Origin of the sequence: Streptomyces sp. CBMA29, assembly GCF_014596445.1 — a bacterium.
Lineage (GTDB): Bacteria > Actinomycetota > Actinomycetes > Streptomycetales > Streptomycetaceae > Actinacidiphila.
On sequence record NZ_MECL01000220.1, the window covers coordinates 137,249 to 161,696 of the forward strand.

The window sequence follows — 24,448 nt, forward strand, 5'->3', positions numbered from 1 at the left end:
ACTACCAGCGTCGACCTGCCGACCCCGCGGACGCGCCGCCGCGGGAGTACGCCAGCCACTCCTGGAACGCGTCGACCAGAAGGGTCCCGCACTCGTAAACCGGTTCAAGCCCTTCAACGAAGCGCGTTTCGTCCACCGTGCACGTCCAACGGGGACGAACCGGCGCCAGGCGCCCCCGCAGCAGGAACCCTCAAGAGGGGGGGTACAGGTCCAGCCGCCACCGCGAGCCTTTCTCTGCCCCCGCCCCGGATCCCCAGGCCAACCCCGCGCGATCCACCGCGCTAAGGGCAAGCCGGTTGGGCGTTGTGATCCTTTCTGCGCACCGCCTGAGCCAAAGACGCGTCTCGCCATCCGCGAGAGCACCCCCCGGTTCCCGGTCAACTGCGCGCGCCCCGGTGCCATTGCGCCTGAATCTGCCAGCCAACAGCACGGAGCGTCGCGTCGAACCCGTCCTTCTCCGCCGCGTCCACCGCGCTTCCGTCCGCCTCGAAGCCCGCGCGCTGGAGCAGCCGCATGACATGCGCTCTGGAGTCAACGATCCGTCCCATGTCCCCGAGGACGGCCATGCCCTGTTCCACCCGGGTCAGCGGACGGAGGGAATTCGGTGTGACCTCATGACTCGGTCCGTACGGTGGTCCCGGGGAAGGGCATCCTGAGCTGCGGCTTTTCCAGCCATCGGCCCCGACCGGTCCCCAAAGCACTGACGAGACATCACACGGGGTCATTCCCCAAAACGGCAAGAGGCCCGCTGACCTGGTCATATGCCAGGTCGATGGAGTGGACGACGGGCATCGAAGCCGCGATCTGAGCTCGGGAATGACTGATGCCCTGTCGGCGTGCCTGCTGGTCAGACCGTCCACCCTTGGCTGTCTGCGGCGTGCCGCTGGACCTGGCGCGGGAGTGGCGCGGGGTGACGACGCCCTGCCCGGGGCCGCCGTCCCGTGGGGCCGGTGGCGCCCCCGGCGTTCCGTGCGGCGGCCGTACTCTGTTCGCTGGGGGCTTGCGGGGTGATCTCCCGGACGGAGTGCCCCTTTGATCGCTTTGTTCGACGTTGGTTCCAAGCGGGTCGGCGCCGAAGACCTGCACGTCAGTGGGACTGCTCCGCGCGTGAGCGGGGATGGACCCGCGAAGCCACGGATCCCTGTGGCCGATATCGCCGTTGTGGACGGCTACTGGACCATCGGCCTCGACCCCGACGGACTGGCCGACCTCGCGGTGAAGCTCCGCGCCCAGGCCGCCGCCGGGACCACGCGATCCGCCCGCAGCTCATCGCCGCCCGTGCCGACTGGGCCGCCCACCACTAGGGGCCTGAGCAGCCCCAAATCGCGGAGCCATCTCAGGCGCTCGGCGAGCGAAAGTCAGCCCCTTGCGGCCGGCCAGCCGAGTCACTCGCTACCTTCGGGTCGATCGCCCTGGCGGGCCCTTCTCCGGGACTGACGGGGCGGGGGCGCGGCCTTTCAGCTCCTTCGGACGTTTCCGGCGATGCGGCCGACGATGATTGCGGCCTGCTCCGGGTGCTCTTCCAACCATCTGCCGAGGTATTCCCGCATGCCTTCCTCGACGCAGGTGCCTACGGCGGTGTTGCCCAGCACGCTGGGCGTGGCGCCCTCGAACTCGGGGCGGTCGAGCTTCACCGACACGACCGCTGTCAGGCCATCGCCGATCCGGCCGGCGCTGAGATCGGGGTTCGTCGCCGCCAGCAATCCCCGATCCCGAGCGTAGGCGTTGACGGCCGCTGCCATCCCGTCTCGGAAGCCCGCCAGGTGAGTGCCGCCGTGGGTGGGCCGGCTGTTGGCGAAGCCGAGGACCCGCTCTTCGCGGCTATCGCGCCACCTCAGGGCCACTTCGGCCCTCCCTTCCATCTGTGGGTTCTCCCACTCAAAGTGGATGACGTCTGGATGTGCGGACGTTCCGGCCGTCACGTCGAGGGAGGTGATGAAGTCCCTTACTCCGCCCGGGAATCGGAACCGCATCGATCGGGGCTCGCCCGAAGGTCGCGTGTCGGTCAGGGAGATGTGCAGGCTCCGGTTCAGAAAGGCCAGTTCCCTGAAACGCTCTGCCAGCACGTCGAACGAGCACTCCACCGTCTCGAAGATGTCGGCGTCGGGCCAGAAGACAATGGTGGTCCCGGTTCCGGTCGCCGGGCCTGCGGCGATGGGCGGGGCGACCGCGACGCCGTGCGCGTACTTCTGAACCCAATGGGTTCCGCCGCGCCGCACTTCGGCGCTCAGGCGGCTCGACAGGGCGTTGGTGACACAGGGTCCGACGGACACGAAGCCCACAAGTGCGGCGTTGCGGCCGACCGGTTCCCTCCAGTTGTCCATGCGGGTCAGCAGGGCTTCCAGGCCAGGCCCGTCGGAGTCCCCGGCGGCCTCGACGGGGACACCCGGCCCGTCGTCGGCGACACTCACACCGCCGCCAGGCGTCAGAACGACGTCGACGACACCGGCGCGGCCGGCCAGAACCTCGTTCACAGCCCGGTTCGTGACCTCGAACACCGCTTGGTGCAGGCCGCGTTGGCTGGTCGAACCGATGTACATCCCGGGCCGCTTCCTGATGGCCTCCGAGCCGTGCAGCACCGTGATGTGGGTGGCGTCGTACCTCTTGGCATCCTCACTCACGAAGTCCCCCTCAAACCGTGTCCAGCAGTGCCGCCAAGCGTAGGCGAATCCACGAAAAACGCCAGGTCAGAGCAATTTTAGTGAGGCTGCGGGCAGGCGCGTGAGGGCCTGCCCGGATACATCAGGACCAAGAGCTGCTGGCGGCGGTCCGAACGCGGCGGCGCACCGGCCGAGGCCGCGCACGACCTCTTCTCCGGTGGCGCGTAGCTCCCTAATTCTCAGCGTCCGGGCGCGGACCGTCACCTTGATCTTTTACCGCCGCCGCACGGATGGCTGCCATTTGTGAAGCCGACGCACTCACTCAAAGGGGACCTCGGGGTTCGAGAATGCCTCGGCGTTCGGCGTTCGGCCACGGTCATTGGGAGCATCCGCGTGCGAAATTCTCGACCTGGTGGCACGGGTACGGCACGCGACCCCCGAAGTGGTCCGGAGAACAGACAGGCTCCAGGTCGCTGGCCTGGATATCTGTAGCGGAACGGATGACGGGAATCGAACCCGCGCTCTGAGCTTGGGAATCACAGGCGCCTTCTCGATATCTGCGCTGGTCAGCGCGGTTTCGGGCTCACCAGTGAGTGTGCGCCAATCGAACGATGTATGACGACAGGCCGTTCGGACAGGCGACCGCGACCGGCAACGTCACCGCGACCCAGACGGTCGATCACTTCGACAGCGCTGGAAACCCGGTCTTCGTCACCACGGCCACCAGTGTCCACGACGCCTACGGGCGCACCACATCGGTGACAGACCCCAATATCACCGACGCACAGCACCCCAACGGTGCCGTTACCACCACGACCTACACAGCGGCGCACGCGGGCGAATTGCCCTCCTCTGGACATCGGCCGTGACTTGGCGGTCACCACGAGCGACATCAACCTCAAGGTGACTACCGAGGCATACGACGCCCTGGGCCGATTGACGAAGATCTGGAACGCGGGACGGACCACCAGCCAGAATCCGAACACGTTGTACACCTACGCTCTCAATGGGTCGTCCGCTCCCTCCGCTGTCACGACATCGACGCTCACGAGTGACACCCCCCGGTACAACCTCTCGGTCGAAATCTTCGACGGATTCGGCGGCGTGCGGCAGACCCAGACCACGCCCGGGATCTCCGCCTACACCGGCCGCGTCCTCGCCGACACCTTCTATGACTCGCAGGGGCGCCCGGTCGAGACCCGCTCTCCACACTACGACGACTCGGCCAAGCCGGGCACGACGCTGTTCACCACCGGCGATGACCAAGTAGCGGGCGAGACATCCACGATCTACGACGGACAGGGCCGTCCTACGGCCTCGGTATTCTCATCCTTCGCGATCGAGCGATGGCGCACCGGCTACAAGTACCCGGGCGCCGACGAAACGGATGTGACGCCGCCTTCCGGCGGTACGGCGACCAGCACCATCACGGACGTGCTCGGGCGGGCCACGCAGCTTTGGCAGTACAAGACGGCCCAGCCCACCGGCCACGCGGCCGATGCGGACGTCACGTCGTACACGTACACGCCCGCCGGCAATCCGGACTCGCGAACCGACGCCACGACCAAGGACACCTGGAAGTACACGTACGACCTTCGCGGGCGCCAGGTCGGCGCGACCGATCCGGACACCGGTGCCACCACTCAGACCTACGATGCGGACGGCAGGCTGGCGACCGTCACCGACGCCCGCAAGGTCACGCTCAGCTATGACTACGACCTGATCGGCCGCCGAACCGCCGAGCACAGCACGACCTATCCGTCGACCACACCGGTACTTCAAGCGGCGTGGACCTACGACTCCATCGCCGGTGCCAAGGGACAACCCGTGGCGTCCACCCGCTATGCGAACGGCGACACCAGCAAGGCTTACAGCACCGAGGTCGTGAGCTACGACGTCGGTTACCGACCTACCAGTACCAAGGTCACCCTGCCCGCCACGGAAGGCAAACTGGCAGGCCCCTTCACCACACTGGACACGTACAACCCCGATCACCGGAGCGCTGAAGAGCTCACGCACCGACGTACGGGGTGACCTGCCGGCTGAGACCCTCAACTACACCTACGACGTCAACGGTGTCCTCCTCAGTTACGGAAGCTCGTCGACCGAGTACGACCTCTCCAGTGACTACGACGCGTTCGGCAGGCCGGTTCGCACCACGGTCAACCCGTGGGGAACGGAGGTCGTGGCCACCGACAACTACGATCAGGCCACAGGGGCGCTGCTCTCCTCCTGGGTCGATAAGCAGACCGTCCAGTCGGGCGCCGCTCAGCAGACGACGTACACGCGCAATCCTGACGGGCAGCTCACCTCGATCCAGAACATCGCCAACAACACGCTGTCACTCACCGACTTGCAGTGCTTCGGCTACGACTACCTCGGCCGGCTGACCACTGCCTGGACCGACACAGGCGGCATCACCACACAACCGCAGCCGAAGGTCCCGAACATCGGTGGATGCAAGAACGCCACCCCCACCAGCGGCGCGGCAGCCGGCCACACTACGGTCGGCGGTCCTGCGGCCTACTGGACCTCGTACGGGTACGACTCACGGGGCAACCGCACCGGCGTCACGCAACATGACGTGGCTGGCAACACGGCCAACGACGTCAGTACGACACAGGTGTTCGCTGCGGCTGGCCAGCAGAACACGCCCACCACCTCTCCCAGCACCGGCGGTGGAACGGGCGGTCCCCACGCACTGATGTCCACATCGAGCACCGGTCCGAACAACCCGGGCGCCACAGCGAATCAGTACGACGCCATCGGCAACACCACCGCGATCACCGGGACATCGGGTACGACGACGCTGACCTGGAGCCCCGAAGACGAACTCGCCTCGATCACCCCCACAGGCGCAACGGGTTCCACCACTTACCTCTACGACGCCGACGGCAACCAACTCCTCCGCACCGAGCCAGGCAAGAAGACTCACTTTTTCGGTTCGGACGAGCTGGTGCTGAACACGGCGAGCAACACCGTCACCGGCACACGCACTTACGCACTGCCCAACGGCCTGACCGCCGTTCGTCAGGGCTCCACCTTGACGTGGCAGTCCTCCGACCTGCATGGCACGGCCACGCTCGCCCTCGATTCCACCACTCTTGCCGAATCCCGTCGGCCCGTAGACCCGTTCGGCGTATCTCGCGGCACCCAGCCCACAGCGTGGGCCGGCGATCACGGCTTCGTCGGCGGCACCCAGGACCCGGCCACCGGACTGACCAACCTCGGTGCCCGCGAGTACCAGCCGACAACCGGCCGCTTCCTCAACCCCGACCCACTCCTGGACCCCGCCCAACCCCAGCAGTGGAACGGCTACGCCTACAGCAACAACAACCCGGTCAACCTGAGCGACCCGAACGGTACGGACCCGGCCGGAACACAGAACAGTTGCGCCTACGACCTCTCACAGTGCAATTCGAGTAAGGGCGAGTGCAAGGGTGTCAATAACACCGCGTGTGGCCACAGTGCCGAGGTCACCATCGCGAGCACCAATACGTCACCAGGCCTGACCGTCGGCACCTACGCCGACGGCCAACCCACCCTCGACGGCGTTCGCGTCCCTCCGCGTGAGGAGTTGATCGCCAGAGGAATGAACTCCAGGGAAAGCTATGGGCAGATGGTTGGGAGGTGGATCCGGGGTGAATGCGAGAACAACGACAATGTCGGCAACACCACTGCGTGACCCACGGGAAGGACTGCGGCTCCCTTGCCATCGACCTGGCGAACGACCTCCTCATGCTCGTACCGGTTCTGGGCGAAGCCGATGAGGCCGGTGTCGCGGCGCGCGGCGCCACCAGGGCCGCCGGAACCGCGGGCAGAGAAGCCGAATCAAGCCTGGGGAAACTGGTAAAGGAAACCTGTGGGGCGGCCAACAGCTTCCCAGGAAACACACAGGTTCTAGGCGCGGACGGGACGACCAAGTCCATCGAGGCCATACGTGTCGGGGACCTCGTCGAGGCCACGAATCCCCTCACCGGTGAAACAAGACCCGAAAAGGTTCAAGGAGTCATCAAGACTCTCACCGAAACCGAATTCACCGACATCAGCATTGATGTCAAGGGTAAGCCCCAAAAGCTCACCTCCACCCAGCACCACCCTTACTGGGACGTGACCCGCCACCGCTGGACCGACGCCACTGACCTCCACCCCGGAGACGCACTCCGACTCCCCAAACGCAACCACCACCCGCGTCCTGGCGATCCGTAACTACACCGGCCACACCACCACCTACAACCTGACCGTCACGGACCTGCACACGTACTATGTGCTGGCTGGGACCACGCCGGTACTTGTCCATAATGGCGGTGACGGCGACATCGATCCACGATTCGTCATCCCGGACTGGGATGAAGGAGATGGCGATGACGATGGTCACCACACGACAGCGGACCGTGAGACACAGAACAAGCAAGCTCGCGACGCATTGAAGGAAGTCGAAAGGAAGATTGGGCGCCCTCTGTCGCGAGCAGAGAAGCGAATATTTCATGACGCAATAACGAAGCGTGGACTCGATTACGATGGGATTGTGAACGAGGCGACGCATCTTTTTGGCGAAGGATGCTGATGTTTGATCACGTCAAGGCCGGCGAGGCTTTTAGTCGCCTCAATGGAGTCAGATTTGTGGAGGTCGGAAGAATCGGCGGGATGGCGATTCTTGGATTCGGCGACACTGTTTCATGGGAACTTGAAATCAGTGGGCGTATAGTCGAAGGGGCAGAGTTCGCTCTGCATATTGGATGTCCGTTCCGCATTCTGCAAGCGAGTCGCATCGTGTTGGGGTCCGACGACATTGACGATACGCCCTCTGGCGGTCAGGGTGAGGATCCGAGTGATGTTCTCCGTGGGTACGACCGAGGTGCCAGGAACCTAGAGGGATTTCTGACCCAATCCCCTATCCACGTGGTGAGTGTCAGGGTAACTGAGATTGGAGATTTTTCCGTGGAGCTGGAGCACGGAATCAGAATCGAAGCCTTCCCGACGAGCGCGAAAATCGACGAGTCATGGCGGTTTCTAGCAAGGTTCGGCGAGCATGTCGTTTTTTAATCTCTTTGGTGAAATTCTCAGCAGCGAGAGGGGTGTGTCATGAACCCCTCACTGCCGCTGTATATCGCCGAGCTGCTGGCGAAGACACCCAAATCGAAGCGATCAAGGCACTCCGTTCGTTGACCGGCATTTCGCTGGAGGCTGCGGTGGGGTTCTGCAGCGCCGTCGAGGGTCAGCGGTTCCTCCGGGAAGGGGTTCCGCCGGAGTCCGGTGGAGGCAGTCTCGTCTCCAGGATTCGCCTGCCGCAGGCCAACGAGGATTCTTTTACCACCGTCCGCCTGGTCCAGGAGGAGACGGGCATGACCATGGCCGAGGCCCGCAAGTTCCTTGCCGCGCTGGACGAGTCCGCCGCCTGAGCACTCATGCCGCAGCGCACCTCGACCGTTGTGGACGACGGGGATGCCATCTGGCACGACTGCGGCCCACTATTTGGTCTGGACAACTCCAAAGCCCCAGGTCTTCGACCTGGGGCTTCTTTATGGAGCGGATGACGGGAATCGAACCCGCGCTCTGAGCTTGGGAATCACGGGGGCCTCGTCGGCGTCTGTGCTGGTCAGTGGTGCGTGTGGTGGATGAGCGTCAACCGGGACCGCGCCGCGGGTGACCGTGGCTGTCCTTGCCGTACCGCTCGATCCGGCGCGGATGTGGTGCGGTGGCCCGCTCGGTCGGGGGCGGGCCACCGTGGGTGGGCGTTGGGCCCGGCGAGGGGTCAGCCGATGGCGATCACCGGGTGGTCGGTGGGGTTGATCCACTTCATGACCTGGGTCAGGAAGGCGGCGGGTACGGCGACGCAGCCGCCGGTGGGGCCGGCTTGGGGGCCGAGGTCGTGGAGGAAGATGCCGGCACCGCGGCCCTTGACGGCGGGGCTGGTGTTGAAGTTGATGACCAGGGCGTTGTGGTACTGGGTCGGGTAGTTGACGAGGTGCTCGCTGCCGTCGTCGCCGGCCTCGGTGAGGTGGAAGCCGCCCTGGGTGTCGGTGCGCATCTGGTTGTAGTACGCGGAGGTGGGGTCCTCGACCCACCAGTCGTGCGCGGTGACCTGGTGGTAGGGCATCTTCGTACCGGGGTTGGCGCCGAGGCCGAAGCCGCGCGTGATGGTGTAAGTGCCGGTGGGCGTGGTGTCGGTGCCCTGCTTGCGGGTCGCTCCGTTGGTGATGCCGTGCGAGCCGATCCGGGCGCCTGTGGTGGACGTCTGCTTCTGCCAGCCTTTGCTGGTCTTCTGCCAGAGCGTGACCGTGGCGTGGGAGCCGGATGCCCTGACGGTGATCACCTGCGTGGCGTTGCCGACGGTGACAGGAACGGGGAAGGGGCTGGGCGTGGTGACGTAGGACCCGGCGGGCAGGGTGAGGCGTTGGCCCGGGTGGATGGTGTAGGGAGACGCGATGTGATTGGCGGACGCGAGTTTGGTCCAGCCTCCGGGCACGTGCTCCTTGACGGCGATGCCTGACAGGGTGTCGCCGGAAACGACGGTGTAGGAGGTGACCGGGGTCGTACCCGGCGCGGTGGTCGCGGCCTCCGCGCTGTTGGACACGACGACCGTCGAGACCGCGGCGGCGGCGCTGAGCGCGGCGGTGACGGTGGCGCGGCGCGCGACGGGAGTCCGCGGCTTGGCGTGCCGTCCCGAGGGGGCGTTCATCGGAGTTGCTTTCCTTTGTCGGTCGGATGGCGGAGGAATGGGGAGACAGGACGAGGCGACGCCGTCACCAGCTCAGCCCGAGCTCGACGCGGGCTCCGTACGCTGTCCGGGTGCCTTTCCCCGGGTAGTCCCACAGGATGCTGCCGGGACCGCGGGTGATGATGTCGGGATTGCCGTCGCCGTTGAAGTCGGCGAGGCCCGCGACGGGGAAGCTGGTCCAGCCGGTGCCGAGCTGGACACGGGCGGTCGCGGTGTCGTGGGCGGCGTCGCCGGGGTAGAGCCAGAGGATTCCGGTCGAGTCCATGGCGAGCATGTCCATGTGCCCGTCCTTGTCCCAGTCGGCCATGCCCTCCAGGGTGTACGTGCTCATGCCGGTGCCGATCTGGACGCGGGTGCCGAGGGTGATGGTGCCGTTGATACCGCCGTTGCCGGGGTACATCCAGAGGTTCCCGCTGGCGTCCTCGGCGATGACGTCCGGGTGCCCGTCACCGTTCCAGTCCCGGACACCGGCGAAGACGTAATTGGTCCAGCCGGTACCGAGTTCGACACGGGCGGTCGAGGTGTCGTGGTCCGCGTCACCGGGATACAGCCAGAGAAGGCCCGTGGCGTCCTTCGCCACGATGTCGGCATAGCCGTCGCCGTTGAAGTCCGCGATGCCGGCCACGGTGTAGCCGGAGAATCCCCAGCCGACGAGGGTGCCGTTGGCGGTGTCGGGGCCGTGCGTGCCGTCGCCGGGGTACATCCACAGGTCGCCCGACGGCGTCTCGGCCACCAGGTCCGAGGTGCCGTCTCCGTTGACGTCCACGGTGTCCGCGAAGGTGTACGGACCGCCACCCGCGACCCCCTGTTGGTACAGGGCTCCGGCCTGGTTGCCGGTGACGGCGTAGTCGTAGGCATGGACGCCGCTGACAGAGCCGGACAGAAAGTCGCCGGGGCTGCCGTTGTACAGGCCCCGGCCGACGGTGAAGGCGTCAGGAGCGTTCCACGCCGTCACACCACTGGCCGAACCGGCGAGAGCGCCGTTGACGTAGAGCTGGGTCGTCTTCGTTGCCGCGTTGTACACGCCGACGAGGTGTGTCCACAGATTCGCCGACGGGCCGGTGGCGTACGCGTAGCTGAAGGCGGGACCGCTCACGTCCGCGCTGGTGGTGGCGAAGGCCCAGGTGGGGGCGCTGGTGTGGGAGTAGTTGTACTGAAGGTAGAAGGCGCTGTTCTGGCTGCCCTCCTGGGCGGCGATGGTCATGTTGTGCGTGGGCAGGGAACCTGGCTTGACCCAGGCCGAGACGCTGAAGCTGCCGCTGGTGTCCAGCACGGGTGAGGCGCTTGAAGCGGTGCCGTCGGTTCCGTCGAGGTTCAGCACGGTGCCGCGCAGCGCGTCGTCACCCCAGGTGGCGCCGGTCGCGGAGAGGGTGAGCGTGGCGTTGCCGGTATTGGGGTTCAGGACCGTGCCCGGAGTCTGCGCCGTGTCTGTGGCCGCGGTGTCCGTCACCACCGGCATGCCGGTGCCGTCGTCCATCGCCCACGTGTCCTGCGGTGTCAGCAGGGCATTGGCGATGGAGCCGTAGGCCCGCAGGCTCAGGTTGACGTGATCACCGCTGTCCGCGAAGGGCGCCAGCCGCTCCTCGCCGTGGTACGCGCCGGGCACCGCGACCGCGGAGTCGAGGTCCGCGAAATACGTCGCAGGAGCCGACCAGGGGTTGCCCAGGTTCATTGCGCCGAGGAAGGCGTTGACGTCGGTGCGGTTGTCGTCGACCGTCGAGGTGCAAGGGTCGTTGGCGGTGGCCCCGTCCCCGTTGTAGCCCTGGCAGGGCGTCAGGGAGGTCAGGACGACGTTGATCCCCCAGGCCTGCAACTGCTGTATCAGGGCGGTGTATCCGTTGGTCTCCAGGTCGGTGCTGGACGACGTGCCTCCCAGGAGGTCTTCCAGGCCCTCGTCGACGACGACGGTGTTGATGCCCGGCTGGTCCAGGACGTCGCGGTCGATCCGCGACAGCGCCGACGGTCCGCCGATCGGACTGCCCTGGTACGTCTCGGGGTTGTCGGTCATGAGCTGGTTCGACTCGATGCCTTCGGCCAGCACGCCGAAGGGAGCGGCGGTCGTGGGCTCGGCTGAGGCCAGGGCGTCCGACACCCGGGAGCCGTTGGAATTCGGTGGTGTGGTGTTGGGCTGGAACGGGTCCACCAGATGGTCACCCAGCACCGCCTCGGTCGGCACGCCCGCTGTCTGAACGTCGAGTCCGGTGACGAGCTGTGTGAAGTTGCCGTACGCCGCGGCGGTCGTGGTGAAGGGAGTGGCGCTGGTGCTCGTGGTGAGGTCTCCCGAGCCCACGGCGCTCACATAGGAGTACGAACCGTTGGCGTACGAATGCGTCACCACGTAGGGCACCGAGTTGGTGAGCTGGTACGAGAGCAGCAGGTAATGCCCGGCGGTGACGGCGAAGTTGATCGGGTCGCTGTACACCATGCCGCCGACCGGCACGGTCGCGGACTGGGCGCCGCCGAAGGTGAGGGAGGTCGGGGTGCCCGAGGGCACCGGGGTGAACGCGGTGGCGTTAGAGCTCAGCGCGACGGTGGCATGGCCGATGCTCAGCTTGCTCGTGCCCTCGCCGTTGTCGAGCTTGACGCGTACGGTGCCGCCCGAGATCGAGGGCTGAAGAGCCGTTCGGAACGTCTGGTTGCTGTAATTCACCGAACCGCTGAGCAGGTTGGAGTTGTTCTCGTTGGGGTTGGCCCAGGCGCCGGTCCAGCTCTGCCCCGCGGCCGGGGCCTTGTACGTGCCGTTGGCCTCCGGGGTACCGGCGGTGGTGTTGCGGGTGGCCATGCCGAAGATGTGCAGGGTCTGGTTCTGGAAGCCGATGTGGTTGCCGACGTCCGGCAGGGTGACGGAGGCGATGGTCCTGGCCGGGTCGGTGGGTACCGAGAACGCGAACAGCCCGTGGGCGCTGGCGTGCGTGCCGCTGCCGTCGTTGCGGTGCGGCAGCGAGACCGCCGGCAGTGACCCGCTCATGTCCCACCAGTTGGGGACGGTCAGGTAGTACCTGGACGTCGTGCCGTCGGTGTAGTTGACCGAACCGGCAGCCGCGCAGGCCCCTTGCGGATCGGTGCCGTCGAAGCAGTACGAGCCGGAGACCGTCCGGCCCGCGGGCACGTAGGGCGCCGTCTGATCGCCGTCGATCGCTCCGGGAGTGGCGAGCTGGGAGTCGGTCGCCGTGGTGAGGAATTCCAGCGCGCTGCCGGATCCGCTGAAGGAGACCGTCTGGTCGGCGGCGAGGACATTGTCCTTCTGACCGGCGCCGAAGGCGGGCAGCGTGAAGGTGGCCCCGTCGACGGTGACCTTTCCGCCGCTGGCCCACCCGGCGTTCGCCAGGTCCGTGGCCGAGAAGCTGTCGCCGCTCCCGTCGATGTCGGCCTGCGCGGTGTTGCTGTCGGAGCTGATGCCGGTGTTGTTGAAGCACGCGGTCAGGCTGGCGCAGGCGCTGCCGGGGTCACCGACGGCGAGGAACGGATATCCCGTGGTGCCGGATTCGTCACCGGCCGCGTCAACGGCGTATACCCACAGGGTGTGCGGCCCGGGGGAGTAGGGAGTGACCGTGAGGGTCGCGGCGTTGGCGGTGGCGGTCACGGTCTGCGCGGCCGGCGGGTTGCTCGTCGCCGGCGGGACGTCCACCGACCACACGAACTTGGTCGCGCTGCTGCCGCCGGAGGTGGCCACGTCGAACTTCCCCGCGGTGCCGGCCGGCGCGCCGGCGCCGCCGTCCTGATCGGTGTTGGGGAACAGATCGTTCTCCGAGGTGACGTCCGGAGCGTCGGGGGCGGTGGGTTCGGCGGTGAAGTGGCAGGTGGGGGACTGAGTGAAGGTGGTGGAGTCCTTGCCGTCGGTGACCTCGACCTGCCAGTCGACGGTCTTGCCGTTGGTGAGGCCGGAGACGAAGCTCGCCGGGAGTGTGTATTTCGCGTAGGTGCCGCTCGTCAGGCTGTCGTTGCTCAGGCCGGTGGGTTTGGTCGCGGTGCTGCCGTCCACCCAGTACTGGAACGTCGCCCTGAGCTTGTCGCCGTCCTTGTCCGACACCTTGGCCTCCAGGACCGGTGGCGTGCTGGCCAGGGTCTTGCCCATGACGGGGTACGGGGCGGTGGTGTCGCATGCCGCGTCATGACTGCCGGAGACGGCCGCCATGGTCGAGGCGGTCGGCACCGACGGACGGTTGTTGTACTCGATCTGGAGGCTCGGGTTGTGCCCGAAGCGGGAGAAGCCGAGGTCGTTGTGGGACTTCTCCGGGCTGTCCTCGCTGAGGGTGGCGGTGAACGACGTCGCATGTGCCGAGGCATCGGCCTTGATCGGAGTGAGGACGTTGAAACCGTGGCTCACCGTGTCATTGCCGGGGCACAGGTCGGGGTTGTACGACCGGCCGAAGTTCACCGCGGTCGAGTAACTGTTGTACTTGGGCCGGTTGCTCCAGTCGGTGCCCGAGCCGATGCCCCCCGACCAGTGCAGGTTGACCGCGTACGTGCCCGAGCAGGCTGCGGTGTAGACCTCGGTGGCTTCGACGCTCGCGCTGTTGATGTCGGCGCCGAAGAGCGTGGAGGGCAGTTTCCACTGGTAGATGGCGTGCTCGTCACCCGTGTGGCAGTCGCCCTCCTGCCACCCGTTGTATCCGACGCCGAGGTTTCCGCTGTCGGCGAGCTGCGTCGTCTTGTCGTAGAAGGAGACGCCAGGGCAGCCTTGCTTGACCTCGTCGAACGCGGGTGTGCCGCCGGTGGTCGGATGCCAGTTGAAGGTCGGGTCGATGTAGACGGGGAAGACCGTCGAGGGCGCCTTCAGCAGCCGCCGGTCGGGCGAGAGGGTGATCGCCGAGGGGGTCGCCCGGGTGCCGACCAGCGCCACCCTTGCCGCGAGACCGGCGTGGGCCGCGTCCGAGGGGTCTGCCGCGGTACGGGTCGTCGCGTGCTGCTGCGCCGGGAGCTTCTTGTTGGAGTCCCACATCAGCGCGGTGGCGGCGGTGAGGATCTCGTCGCCCTTGCCGCTGCGTACGCCGAGCCCGTCCTTCGTCTGCCGGATGCTGCCGCCGCCCACCGTGGTGCTCAGCCGTATCCGTGCCAGGGCTGGATTCGCGGCTGCCGAAGCCGACTTGACGACCAGAGTGTCACTGAATCCGCCGCTTTCGGTGGCACTCACCTGGAGGTCGACCGAGGGGAACACGTCGGGATAGGTCGCCGTGCTGCCGTGAACGACCGGCTTCGGCAGTGCCTGCGGCCACCGTACGGTCATGGTGACCCCGTCGTAGGTGCTTCTGACCAGCGCCGTCGTACCGCCGCCGGAGAAGGAGACCGAGCCGTACGCGGTCGCGGTCGGCGCCCAACTCCCGCCGCGTGCCTGGAGCGTGGTGTCGACCGGGACCCAGGCACCGTTCTTCTCGGTGCGCACCGGCAGGGGATTGGCGTCCAGTTGGAAGCCGCCGCCCGGAAGCGCGGTGAGCTGCTGGTCGGGAGCGGTGAGCGCGTTGACGACGGTGGGTTTGCCGGTCGCCTTCGCGGTGGCCGCGGCGGCCTGCATCGCCTTCTGCTGTGCGGCGTTGGGACCGTAGCCGTCCGCGAGCCGCGGCACGTCGGGGCCGGCCGCGTGGTCCGCGGTGACAGGAGCGGAGTGCCCGGGACCGGTGGTGTGTGATCCGTCCGGCTGCTGGGGCGGTACGGCGAAGGCCGGCGCCGCCGTGGCAGCCGAGGCGAGCAGCACGAGCGCCGCCACGACGGCAGTCCTCGGTCGCACTGACCGACTGGTCCCACCCCTGGGGGCGGGTGTGTGGTGCGTGCGCATCACGGGCTCTCCCTGTCGAGAAGGCCGGTGGATCCGGCCGATCCGACGCTAGGAGAGCGAGAGTTCGCAGGCCAGAGCCATTCTCGTGCGGAGCGGCCAATTCCGCCCGAATGTGATGGAAGTGTGGGGAAGTAGTGACAGCAAAGAGTTGGTACGTACTTGGCAATGGGCGGTGGGAGGCCATGTGCCGTTGCTAACTTCCGTTCCGGTCCGGTGCGGACCGCGCTGATCGTGAGGGGCGGGACACGTGGTTCTCCACGGGAGTTGGTATCGGCGTGACAGGGCGAGGTCCGCCGGCACGGCGGCATCGCCTCGGCGGTGGCGGCGCACCAGGACGCGCTCGGCCGCCGCGACGGTCGGTGCGATGGCGGTGTGCGCCGCACTGTTGCAGGCTGTTCCGGCGCAGGCCACGGCCCCCAAGGGACCGCCGAGCCCGCCCAGGACCGCTTCCGTACCGGTCAGCACGGTCACCCCGCACTACCGCGAGGCGGCGACCATGCCGGCATACAAGGCAGGCGCCGTCGCCTGGCCGAGCGGGCAGGCGAACGTCACCGTGGACTCCGGCGCCGCTCCCGTCGCCAGGCGCGCCGGGTCCCTTCCGCTGTGGATCGGCCCCGGCGGACACGACAGCCGGAACGGCAAGCGAGCGGCGACCGGTGCCGGGTCCGCGGCCGACCGAGCGGACTCCGCGGCACCGGTCTCCGTCGGTGTACGGGTGCTGCCCCGCGGTGACGCCGAGGCCGCGGGCGTCAACGGCGTTCTGCTCTCCCTGACCCAGGGCAGCGCGTCCGCCGCGTCCGGGCCCAAGAACGTCGGACTCACCCTCGACTACGGCGCGTTCACCCATGCATTCGGCGGCGACTGGGCTTCCCGCCTGCGCCTCGTCGCGCTTCCGGCATGCGTACTCACCACGCCGGGCAGGACCGGCTGCCGCACCGGCGTGGCGACTCCCGTGACGAACGATGTCGCCGGGAAGACCCTCACCGCGGACGTCACCCTGGCCTCCGCGTCCACGGCCACCGTTTTCGCCGCCGAAAGCGGCGCCGGGGGCGGCGGCGGCAGCTTCACCGCCACCTCGCTCCAGCCGTCGTCGACCTGGCAGGCCGGCGGCAGCTCCGACGGCTTCGACTGGTCGTACCCGATCGTCACGCCGACCGTCCCCGGCGGCCTCGCTCCCAAGGTCTCGCTGGACTACAGCTCCCAGTCGCAGGACGGCCTGACCTCCTCGACGAACAACCAGGCGTCCCCGATCGGCGACGGTTTCGACTACGACCCCGGCTTCATCGAGCGCTCCTACCAGTCCTGCGACCAGAACCCCGCGGGCGTCACCAAGACCGAGGACAGCTGCTGGTCGGACAGCAACACCCTCACCATGTCGCTGGCCGGGCGCTCCTCCGTTCTGATCAAGGACGACACGACCGGTGCCTACCATCCGCAGGACGACGCCGACGAGCGCATCGAGTACAAGACCGGAGCGCCCAACGGCGCCCACAACGGCGAATACTGGATCGTCACCACGGACGACGGCACGCAGTACTACTTCGGCCTCGATCAACTGCCCGGATACGCCTCTGGTGACGCCGCCACGAACTCCGTCTGGACCGAGCCGGTCTACGCGACCGTCTCCGGACAGCCCTGCTACAACGCGACGTTCGCCAGCTCCTGGTGCCAGCAGGCGTACCGCTGGAATCTCGACTACGTCGTCGACCCCCACCAGGACGCCGTTTCCTACTGGTACACCGACGACACCGGCTACTACGCCAGGGACAAGGGCACCACGGCCAACACCGCTTACACGCGCGGCGGTTACCTGAGCAGGATCGACTACGGGCAGCGGGCCGGTCAGGTGTACAGCACCACGCCCGCAGGCCGTATCACCTTCGCGGTCAACGGCCGTTGCGACACCTCCGCCACCGGTTGCGCGACCTCCACCCTCACCTCGTCCACCGCCAAGGACTGGCCGGACGTCCCGTTCGACCTTCAGTGCGCTCAGAACGCGGCCTGCTCCGTCACCAGCCCCACCTTCTGGTCGAAGTACGAGCTGACCGGCATCCAGACCCAGGCCCTCGTCGGCACCACGCTCACCAACGTGGACGCCTACGCCTTCACCCACACCTTCCCGCCCACCGGCGACGCGACGACGCCTTCGCTGTGGCTGTCCACCATCGTCCGTACCGGGCAGGACACCAAGGGCACCGGCCCCACGGCCGCGGTGCCGCTGCCGCCCGTCACGCTCGCCGGCCGGCCGCTGGCCAACCGGGTGGACGTCACCGACGGATACCCCCCGATCACCCGGCACCGGCTGGACACCGTCACCACCGAGACCGGCGAGATCATCAGCGTCGACTACTCCTCGGCGGCCTGCGCCTCCGGCACCCCCAGCGACCCGAGCCAGAACACCAAGCTCTGCTATCCCTCGTACTGGACGCCCGACGGCCACAGCACGCCGATGCTGGACTGGTTCAACAAGTACATCGTCACCGCCGTCACCGAACAGGACCAGACGAAGATCGGTCCGAGCGGCCTGCCCGCCGACAACGACGACATCACCACGCACTACACGCCGATCGGCACACCGGCCTGGCACTACGACGACGGACCGCTGACGCTCGCCAACGAGCTGACCTGGAACCAGTTCCGCGGCTTCCAGGGCATGAAGGTCACCACCGGCAACGCCCCTGACCCGGTCACCGAGAGCGACTACACCTACTTCCGGGGCATGGACGGTGACACCCTGCCGAACAAGGGCACCCGCTCGGCCACGATCACCGACTCCCGGGGCGACCCGGCGGTCACCGATCTCGACCAGTACGCCGGCATGGCGTACGAGACCGTCCAGTACGACGGCGCCGGCAGCGGCAAGGTGATCACCGACACCGTCACCGACCCGTGGACCTCGGCCTCCCGGGCGGCCCACAGCCTGGGCGACACGCTGCCCGCCCAGACCTCCTATCTCACCGGTCAGAGCAGGGAACGCGTCTACACCCCGTACTCCGACGGCCGTACCGGCGAGACCGAGACCGACTACACCCACGACTCGTACGGCCGGGTCACCAGGACCGACGACCTCGGCGACGTCACCACGGCGGCCGACGACCAGTGCGCCACCACGGCCTACGCGGACAACAACACCGCCTGGATCCTCGACGCCCCGGATGAGAACACCACCGTCGCCGTCAAGTGCGCCACGACGCCTGTCCTCCCGCGCGACGCCGTCTCCGACACCCGTACCTACTACGACGGTTCGACCGTCTTCGGCACGGCCCCGACCGCGGGCACCGTGACGATGAAGCAGAACGCCGCGTCGTACAGCGGCTCCACGCCGTCGTTCGTCACCATGTCCAGCAGCACGGTCGACGAATACGGCCGGACGCTGACCTCGACCGACGCCGACAACCGCACCACCCGTACCGCGTACACCCCGTCGACCGGGGCGTCGCCGACCTCGGTCACGATCACCGATCCGAAGACGTACCAGACGGTGACGACGTACGACCCGCTGCGCGACCTGGCACTTCAGTCCACCGACGCCGCGGGCTATGTGACCAAGCACCAGTACGACGCGCTGGGCCGGGTGACCGCCGACTTCAAGCCCGGCATCACGGCGGCGGCCGACAAGCACACCTACACCATCTCCGCTTCGGGCCCGTCGATCGTCACCACGCAGACGCTCAACAACGACGCGAACAACACCTACCGCACCAGCGAAGTCCTCTACGACACACTGCTGCGGCAGCGGGAGACCCAGGCCGCCACGCAGGACGGCGGCCGGCTGATCACCGACACCGTCTACAACACCGACGGGCTACAGGCGAGCACCACCGATCCCTACTACAACGGATCTCCGCTCTCGGCCGTCATCGACCCGGCGCAGTCCGGCGACGTGCCGTCCGAGACGGGCTATCTGTACGACGGAGCCGGCCGGCAGACAGCCGCCATCTCCTACAAGCTCGCCACCGAGACCTGGCGGACGACCACCGTCTACGGCGGCAACGTCACCACCACGCTCCCGCCGCAGGGCGGCGTCCCGCAGAGCACCTTCACCGACGCCCGGGGCAACACCACCGCCGAATACCAGTACCACAAGGGCGTCCCGGCCGATCCGGTAAACGACCCGGCCGCCGACTACTCCGCCCTGCACTACACCTACGACGCGAGCGGCAACCGCACCGGCGAGACGGACGTCGCGGGCAATGTCTGGTCCTGGGGCTTCGACCTCCTCGGCAACCAGACCTCGGCCACGGACCCGGACACCGGCACCAGCTCGTCGACCTTCGACAACGCGGGACAACTGCTCGCCTCGACCGACGCGCGCGGCAAGCAGACGACGTACAGCTACGACGCCGACGGCCGCAAGACGTTCACCTACGACACCACCGGCAACGCCGCCCCGTCGGCCGCGAACGAGACGGGCGCCTGGGTCTACGACACCCTTAAGAAGGGTCTGCTCACCTCGTCCACGTCCTACCAGTTGGGCACGACGAGTCCCGCGGTGACCACCGCGGTCATGGGCTACAACAGCTTCGAACTGCCGGCGGCACAAAAGGAGACGCTGGCCAATCTGCCCGCCGCGGCAGCGGCACTCGCCCCATCGGGCGGATACCTGACGAGCGACACCTACACGCCTCAGGGCATCCTGGCGAGCCACACCTACCCCGCGTCGGGCGGGCTGCCGAGCGAGCAGGTCTTCTTCGGCTACGACCTGTACGGGCAGCCGACGAGCGTCGGGAGCAACGGCACCTCCGCGAGCTGGGGTTACGTCGAGGCAGTTGGATACGACGAGTTGGGCAAACCGCTCCAGTACACCATGGGCACCTCCGGCAACTGGGCCGCGCTGCGCCTGACGTACGACGAGCAGACCCAGCGCCTCACCGACGCCCAGACCACGACCGCCACGTCAGCGACCGTCGTGGACGACACCAAGTACGGCTACAGCAGCGCCGATGTCTCCGGCGGCGCGGGGCTGGTGACCACGACCACCGACAAGCAGAACAGCGGCGCGGTCACCGACACCCAGTGCTTCCAGTACGACTACGCCACGCGGTTGTCCGCTGCCTGGACCGCCACCGACGCCTGTTCGGCCACTCCGGCACCGGGCAACAGCGCCACGGTGGGAGGGCCTCAGCCGTACTGGCAGTCCTGGACCTACGACGCGGCGGGAAACCGCGAGACGCAGACCGACCACGACACGGCCGGGACGGTCTCCACGGACACCACGACCGCGTACAACTACCCGGCGCAGGGCACTGGTTCGGTCCGGCCGCACACCCTGAGCAACACCACGTCGAGCGGTCCGGGCGCGACCGCGCACACCGCCTCGTACACGTACGACGCGGCCGGTGACGACACCAGCATCACGACGCAGGCCGGCACCCAGACCCTCAACTGGAACGACCAGGGCAAACTCGGCTCGCTCTCCGACACCGCGACCGGCGGGACCACGAACTACCTGTACGACACCGACGGCAATCTCGTCCTGCGCACCGACCCCGGACAGGCCACGCTGTTCGCGGCCGGCCAGCAGATCGTGGAGGACACCTCCACACACACGCTGTCCGGCACGCGCTACTACGAGCTCGGCGGCGACACCGTCGCCGAGCGGTCCAGCACCGGCGACGTGCAGTATCTGATCCCGGACCGGCAGGGCACCGACAGCCTCGCCATCGACTACCAGACGCTCGCCCCGACGCGCCGCTCCTACCTGCCCTTCGGCCAGGAGCGCACTGCGCCGTCGGCGTGGCCGGGCGGCGACGACGGGTACGTGGGCGGCACACCTGACCCGGCGACGGGACTGGAGAACCTGGGAGCGCGCGAGTACGACCCGTCCAGCGGCCGGTTCATGTCACCGGACCCGGTCTTCGAGGCCAACGATCCGACGCAACTCGGCGGTTACGACTACGCGGGCAACGACCCGGTCACCGGTTCCGACCCGACCGGCACGATGCTCTACGACGACGTGACCGGGCTCGGCTTCGGAAACGTCCATGTGATGCACGACTGGTACCACGACGAGGGCTACACCGACAGCCACGGTCACGCGACCCAGAAGTACGCCAACCTCGTCTACCGCCAGGCCATCTCCTACCTCATCGGCCAGTACGAGCTGACCCATCCGCAGCCGAAGCCGAAGGCCAAACCGAAGAAGCCGTGGTGGAAGAAGGCCACGGGGATCGCGGAGAACGCCGGGAAGTTCGTCTACCACGCCTCGGGCGCGGCCGACGTCGTCGGCTGTGTATCCGATCCGTCCGTCGGCGGTTGTATCAAGGCCGGTGCCCTGGTCGCGGGCTTCCTCGCCACGGGCGGTGAGGACGAGTTGGAGATCGCCGCACTGGAGGCGGGAGAGGACCTGGCGGACAAGGAGGCCGGCGACCTGGCCGAGGACGCCGCGTCCTGCCTCGTCCCGCACAGCTTCACCGGCAACACCCCCGTCCTCGAGGCGGGCGGTGCCACCGTCTCGATCGCCAAGGTCCGGGTCGGCGACGTGGTGATGTCCACCGACCCGCAGACCGGCGAGACCTCCGCGCACGTCGTCCAGCGCGTGATCCGCACGACCACGGACCACGACTTCACAGCGCTGACGATCACGCCGTCCACGTCCGCGTCCACGGGGAAGGCGCCCCGGAAGACCGCGGCGGCCCCGGCGGCCGTTCTCACCACCACGTGGCACCACCCCTTCTGGAACGTCAGCACCTCCCAGTGGACTGACGCCTCCCACCTCACCCCCGGCACCCACCTCCGCCAGTCCGACGGCACCACCGCCGTCGTCACCGCGGTCCGCAATTACCACACGACGGCAGTGACGTACGACCTCACGGTCGCGAACCTCCACTCGTACTATGTGCTGGCGGGCGGCACGGCGGTCCTGGTCCACAACTGCGACACGACGTTGACGGCTCGGCAGGCAGAGTTGATCCGGCAGGGTCCGCATGCGGATTTCTCGGTCGAGGCCACATCTGCGGATGTTTCTGATATCGAATCGGCGGCAATGCAAGGACTTAGGTGTCACAGCTGTGGCGAATTGACCAAAGAGGGAGAAACTACGGTCGGCGACCATCAGCCACCCACCGGGCTTGCACCTGATGCCGAGCAGAGGCTCTTTCCGCATTGCCCGGCATGTAGTACCGCACAGTCCAGAGCTGTGACCAGGGCGCAAAAGCTCATGCGTGACCACTTCAATATGCCCGACCCAAGCGTCGACGGATATTATGAACTGTTGTCCTCGATCATCGACAGTCACACAAGCGGTTAGTCGAGCTTTATGAAGGGTGTGTTCGGGTGGAGATCGGATTCGCGGGAATACTACTCAATCACCCCGTCCTGATCATTGGTTCGACCGGTTTCGTCGAGGACTACGCTGACGTTCCACTCGATGGTTCGGTGCATGCGTCCGAGGTCCACCAGCACCTCGGGGTTCCAGCGCTGGCACAAGTAGCGCCAGTGCTCATCAAGCTTTGGCGTGGCCCGCACACCGCGGTGGGAGAGACCGTATTCGACGGGATCGTGGATCTGCCGGACGGGACGCTGGCTGCCTTCGATGTCGAGAACGTGAGCCGCTTCACGAAGAAGCTCGGTAAGCCGGGGACCTACCACCTGACCATCCGGGTCGATGATCCCAAGCGAGCGTCCCGCGTCGACCTGGTGCTCGACCGAGGTGAAGGAGAAGTCGAGATCGGCACCGTACTGGAGTTGTCAATTCCTCCGATCGGTGGCGTCACGGGTCTCGCCGTGGATGCCGATGCCGCTCTTCATCTGATCTTGAGCGAGCACGACCTTCCCCTTCACCGCCTGGCCAACGCTCTCGATCTCATCCTCGGAGAGTGGGTGAGAGATCTCAGCGACGCGTCGCCCCGAGCGGAAGCGCTGAGGTCCGCGCGCCTCACTCGACTCGTCCATTGGTTGCGCGGGCAGGCCCCATGGGCGCCGCACAACGTTTTCCTTGATGCCAGGGCTTCGGCCGAAGAGCAGATCGTGCGGGCAAGCCGTGGAAACCGCGAAGATTTCGATGCCGCCGACGCTGCGGCCGACATCATTCGATCCCTCAAGTACGACCGGCCATGACGGGTACGGCGGCTGTGCAGCGGCGGAGGATCGCTTCGGCGGCGGCCGGGTCGAGGGAGGTGCCGGTGTCCTCGGAGAAGAAGTCGGTGATGCCGGGGTTGGTGATGATGACGTGCTGGCCGCGGATGGGGCGGAGGTCGCGGTCGTTGGCGAGTTGACGTGAGCCGAGACCGGAGCAGTTGACGACGACGGGACCGAACGATGGATCGTCCAGGCCCGTCACCCTGACCTCGGCCACCGTGGCGCCGGTCGCGAGCCGACGTGCATGTCGACTTACCGCGGTCCGCAATTACCACACGGCGGCGGTGACGTACGACCTTACGGTCGCGGACCTGCAATGACGGATGCGAACCACCGATCTCTACCGTGTTGCCAGACGGCCGAACGGTGAGACAGAACGTGCCACCGGGATCGACGTCAAGCCCCCTGATTTGACGAAAATGGTTATGGGAGGACTTCGCGCGTGGTCACGCCGGGACTCACAAGGGAGGAATCAAAGTGATTGTCCCATTCAAATGGCTGGCTGAGAAATCGAGATTTGGGGTGGGAACTGGGATGCGCAGGGTTGGAGCAACTGATCGTGTCGAATGGGCCGTTGGCCAAATACGCGGTAGTCAGTGCCGTCACCGGCCTGCGGCGCCCCTACGGCCAGTCGCTGCGACTGGAAGATGGCACGACCGGATTCGTCGACAGCGCCGACCTGACTGACACGGCAGAGCCGCTCATCCTGCCTGAGGGCGCTGAGGTCGTGGGCGTAGTGCTCGGGTACACGAATAACGGCAGGGTCCGCCTCACGCTTCGCCCCAGAGACGTGGCCTTGGCGCGTGCGACAGAAGACACGGCAGCGGCCACGTCCTTGTGGGTTCGGGTCGCGTCATCGACTGGCGACGGTCGCGTCAAGACGGAATTCTTTGCGTCGCCAAGCGCGGCACCGCTACTTGTGTGGGGTTTGACGGCCCACCCCGGCTCGGCGGACCACCATACGGCACGGCGCCTCCTGGAAGCGGCTCCGCCGGATTTGCGCGACAAGGTCGACGAAACTCTGCGGAAACCGGGCTCATGAGACCGCGCCCTCGCGGACGGCCACCACGACTGCGGCCACCTCCGCCAACGGCTGGCCCGTGGTCGTCTCCCAGGGTGTGGACCTCCACCGGATCGAGGTGTCCCAGGTGTCCGTTGCGCTGCTCGACGGTCCGGTCGCCACCGTTCTCGGTCATGTCGTCCGGCGTTACTGCTACGAAACAGTTTCCCACTGACAGCCGTCGGTTCCGAGCCCGGTCACGCGGGCCATGTCGA

At 67.1% G+C, this 24,448-nt stretch carries 15 protein-coding genes; 10 read left to right on the forward strand and 5 right to left on the reverse strand.

Translation table 11 applies throughout. The features are described 5' to 3' along the window. Positions 1–377 precede the first annotated feature (377 nt). Together BGM09_RS29920 and BGM09_RS29925 are read right to left on the reverse strand one after the other, a co-directional pair. The gene (locus BGM09_RS29920; protein ID WP_188284929.1) at positions 378–578 is read right to left on the reverse strand and encodes a hypothetical protein; all 201 of its coding nucleotides are present in this window, start codon (positions 576–578) and stop codon (positions 378–380) included. A gap of 879 nt (positions 579–1,457) precedes the next feature. Next, positions 1,458–2,621 carry a DNA gyrase subunit B gene (locus BGM09_RS29925; RefSeq protein WP_317452950.1) on the reverse strand — a complete coding sequence of 388 codons (1,164 nt, stop codon included), beginning with the start codon at positions 2,619–2,621 and terminating at the stop codon, positions 1,458–1,460. Between the two features lie 590 nt (positions 2,622–3,211). Here BGM09_RS29925 and BGM09_RS29930 point away from each other — a divergent pair. From BGM09_RS29930 to BGM09_RS29960, 7 genes are all read left to right on the forward strand, one after another. Then, complete coding sequence (locus BGM09_RS29930; protein ID WP_188284837.1) at positions 3,212–3,469, forward strand: hypothetical protein; 258 nt, start codon at positions 3,212–3,214, stop codon at positions 3,467–3,469. 1 nt (position 3,470) lies between these two features. After that, the gene (locus BGM09_RS29935; protein ID WP_188284838.1) at positions 3,471–4,634 is read left to right on the forward strand and encodes an RHS repeat domain-containing protein; all 1,164 of its coding nucleotides are present in this window, start codon (positions 3,471–3,473) and stop codon (positions 4,632–4,634) included. A gap of 151 nt (positions 4,635–4,785) precedes the next feature. Then, positions 4,786–6,285 (forward strand): RHS repeat-associated core domain-containing protein, encoded by a 1,500-nt coding sequence (locus BGM09_RS29940; protein WP_188284839.1) that lies wholly within the window; start codon positions 4,786–4,788, stop codon positions 6,283–6,285. Further along, positions 6,282–6,809, forward strand: a complete 528-nt coding sequence (locus BGM09_RS29945) for a Hint domain-containing protein (protein WP_188284840.1) — start codon at positions 6,282–6,284, stop codon at positions 6,807–6,809. Before BGM09_RS29940 ends, BGM09_RS29945 begins: the two co-directional genes overlap by 4 nt. Further along, a complete protein-coding gene (locus BGM09_RS29950) occupies positions 6,802–7,167 on the forward strand; it encodes a hypothetical protein (RefSeq protein ID WP_317452958.1) in 366 nt (121 codons plus the stop codon). Before BGM09_RS29945 ends, BGM09_RS29950 begins: the two co-directional genes overlap by 8 nt. Beyond that, positions 7,167–7,646: a hypothetical protein gene (locus BGM09_RS29955; RefSeq protein WP_188284841.1), complete on the forward strand. Its 480-nt coding sequence runs from the start codon at positions 7,167–7,169 to the stop codon at positions 7,644–7,646. The genes BGM09_RS29950 and BGM09_RS29955 overlap by 1 nt, the downstream gene beginning before the upstream one ends. Before the next feature lie 146 nt (positions 7,647–7,792). Continuing rightward, complete coding sequence (locus BGM09_RS29960; RefSeq protein WP_188284842.1) at positions 7,793–8,002, forward strand: hypothetical protein; 210 nt, start codon at positions 7,793–7,795, stop codon at positions 8,000–8,002. A gap of 353 nt (positions 8,003–8,355) precedes the next feature. Here BGM09_RS29960 and BGM09_RS29965 read toward each other — a convergent pair whose 3' ends face one another. After that, positions 8,356–9,282 carry a LysM peptidoglycan-binding domain-containing protein gene (locus BGM09_RS29965; RefSeq protein ID WP_317452951.1) on the reverse strand — a complete coding sequence of 309 codons (927 nt, stop codon included), beginning with the start codon at positions 9,280–9,282 and terminating at the stop codon, positions 8,356–8,358. Between the two features lie 64 nt (positions 9,283–9,346). Then, positions 9,347–15,025, reverse strand: coding sequence for a LamG-like jellyroll fold domain-containing protein (locus BGM09_RS39005; protein WP_188284843.1), 5,679 nt, complete (start codon positions 15,023–15,025; stop codon positions 9,347–9,349). A gap of 433 nt (positions 15,026–15,458) precedes the next feature. Here BGM09_RS39005 and BGM09_RS29975 point away from each other — a divergent pair, with 433 nt between their 5' ends. Both BGM09_RS29975 and BGM09_RS29980 read left to right on the forward strand, forming a co-directional pair. Then, positions 15,459–22,343 carry an RHS repeat-associated core domain-containing protein gene (locus BGM09_RS29975; RefSeq protein ID WP_188284844.1) on the forward strand — a complete coding sequence of 2,295 codons (6,885 nt, stop codon included), beginning with the start codon at positions 15,459–15,461 and terminating at the stop codon, positions 22,341–22,343. A gap of 26 nt (positions 22,344–22,369) precedes the next feature. Further along, positions 22,370–23,152, forward strand: coding sequence for a hypothetical protein (locus BGM09_RS29980; protein WP_188284845.1), 783 nt, complete (start codon positions 22,370–22,372; stop codon positions 23,150–23,152). On the opposite strand, the gene BGM09_RS39010 is transcribed toward BGM09_RS29980, so the two are convergent. Next, positions 23,133–23,390: an FAD-dependent oxidoreductase gene (locus BGM09_RS39010; protein ID WP_188284846.1), complete on the reverse strand. Its 258-nt coding sequence runs from the start codon at positions 23,388–23,390 to the stop codon at positions 23,133–23,135. The genes BGM09_RS29980 and BGM09_RS39010 overlap by 20 nt on opposite strands. Before the next feature lie 327 nt (positions 23,391–23,717). On the opposite strand from BGM09_RS39010, the gene BGM09_RS29990 reads away from it, so the two are divergent. Continuing rightward, positions 23,718–24,215, forward strand: coding sequence for a hypothetical protein (locus BGM09_RS29990; protein WP_188284847.1), 498 nt, complete (start codon positions 23,718–23,720; stop codon positions 24,213–24,215). The last annotated feature ends 233 nt before the right edge of the window (positions 24,216–24,448 follow it).

What these genes read in the sequence shown, in the direction of transcription:
- BGM09_RS29930 (WP_188284837.1), top strand. Translation starts at nt 3,212, where the DNA reads ATGTATGACGACAGGCCGTTCGGACAGGCGACCGCGACCGGCAACGTC.
- BGM09_RS29955 (WP_188284841.1), top strand. Translation starts at nt 7,167, where the DNA reads ATGTTTGATCACGTCAAGGCCGGCGAGGCTTTTAGTCGCCTCAATGGA.
- BGM09_RS29965 (WP_317452951.1), bottom strand. Translation starts at nt 9,282, where the DNA reads ATGAACGCCCCCTCGGGACGGCACGCCAAGCCGCGGACTCCCGTCGCG.
- BGM09_RS29975 (WP_188284844.1), top strand. Translation starts at nt 15,459, where the DNA reads ATGGCGGTGTGCGCCGCACTGTTGCAGGCTGTTCCGGCGCAGGCCACG.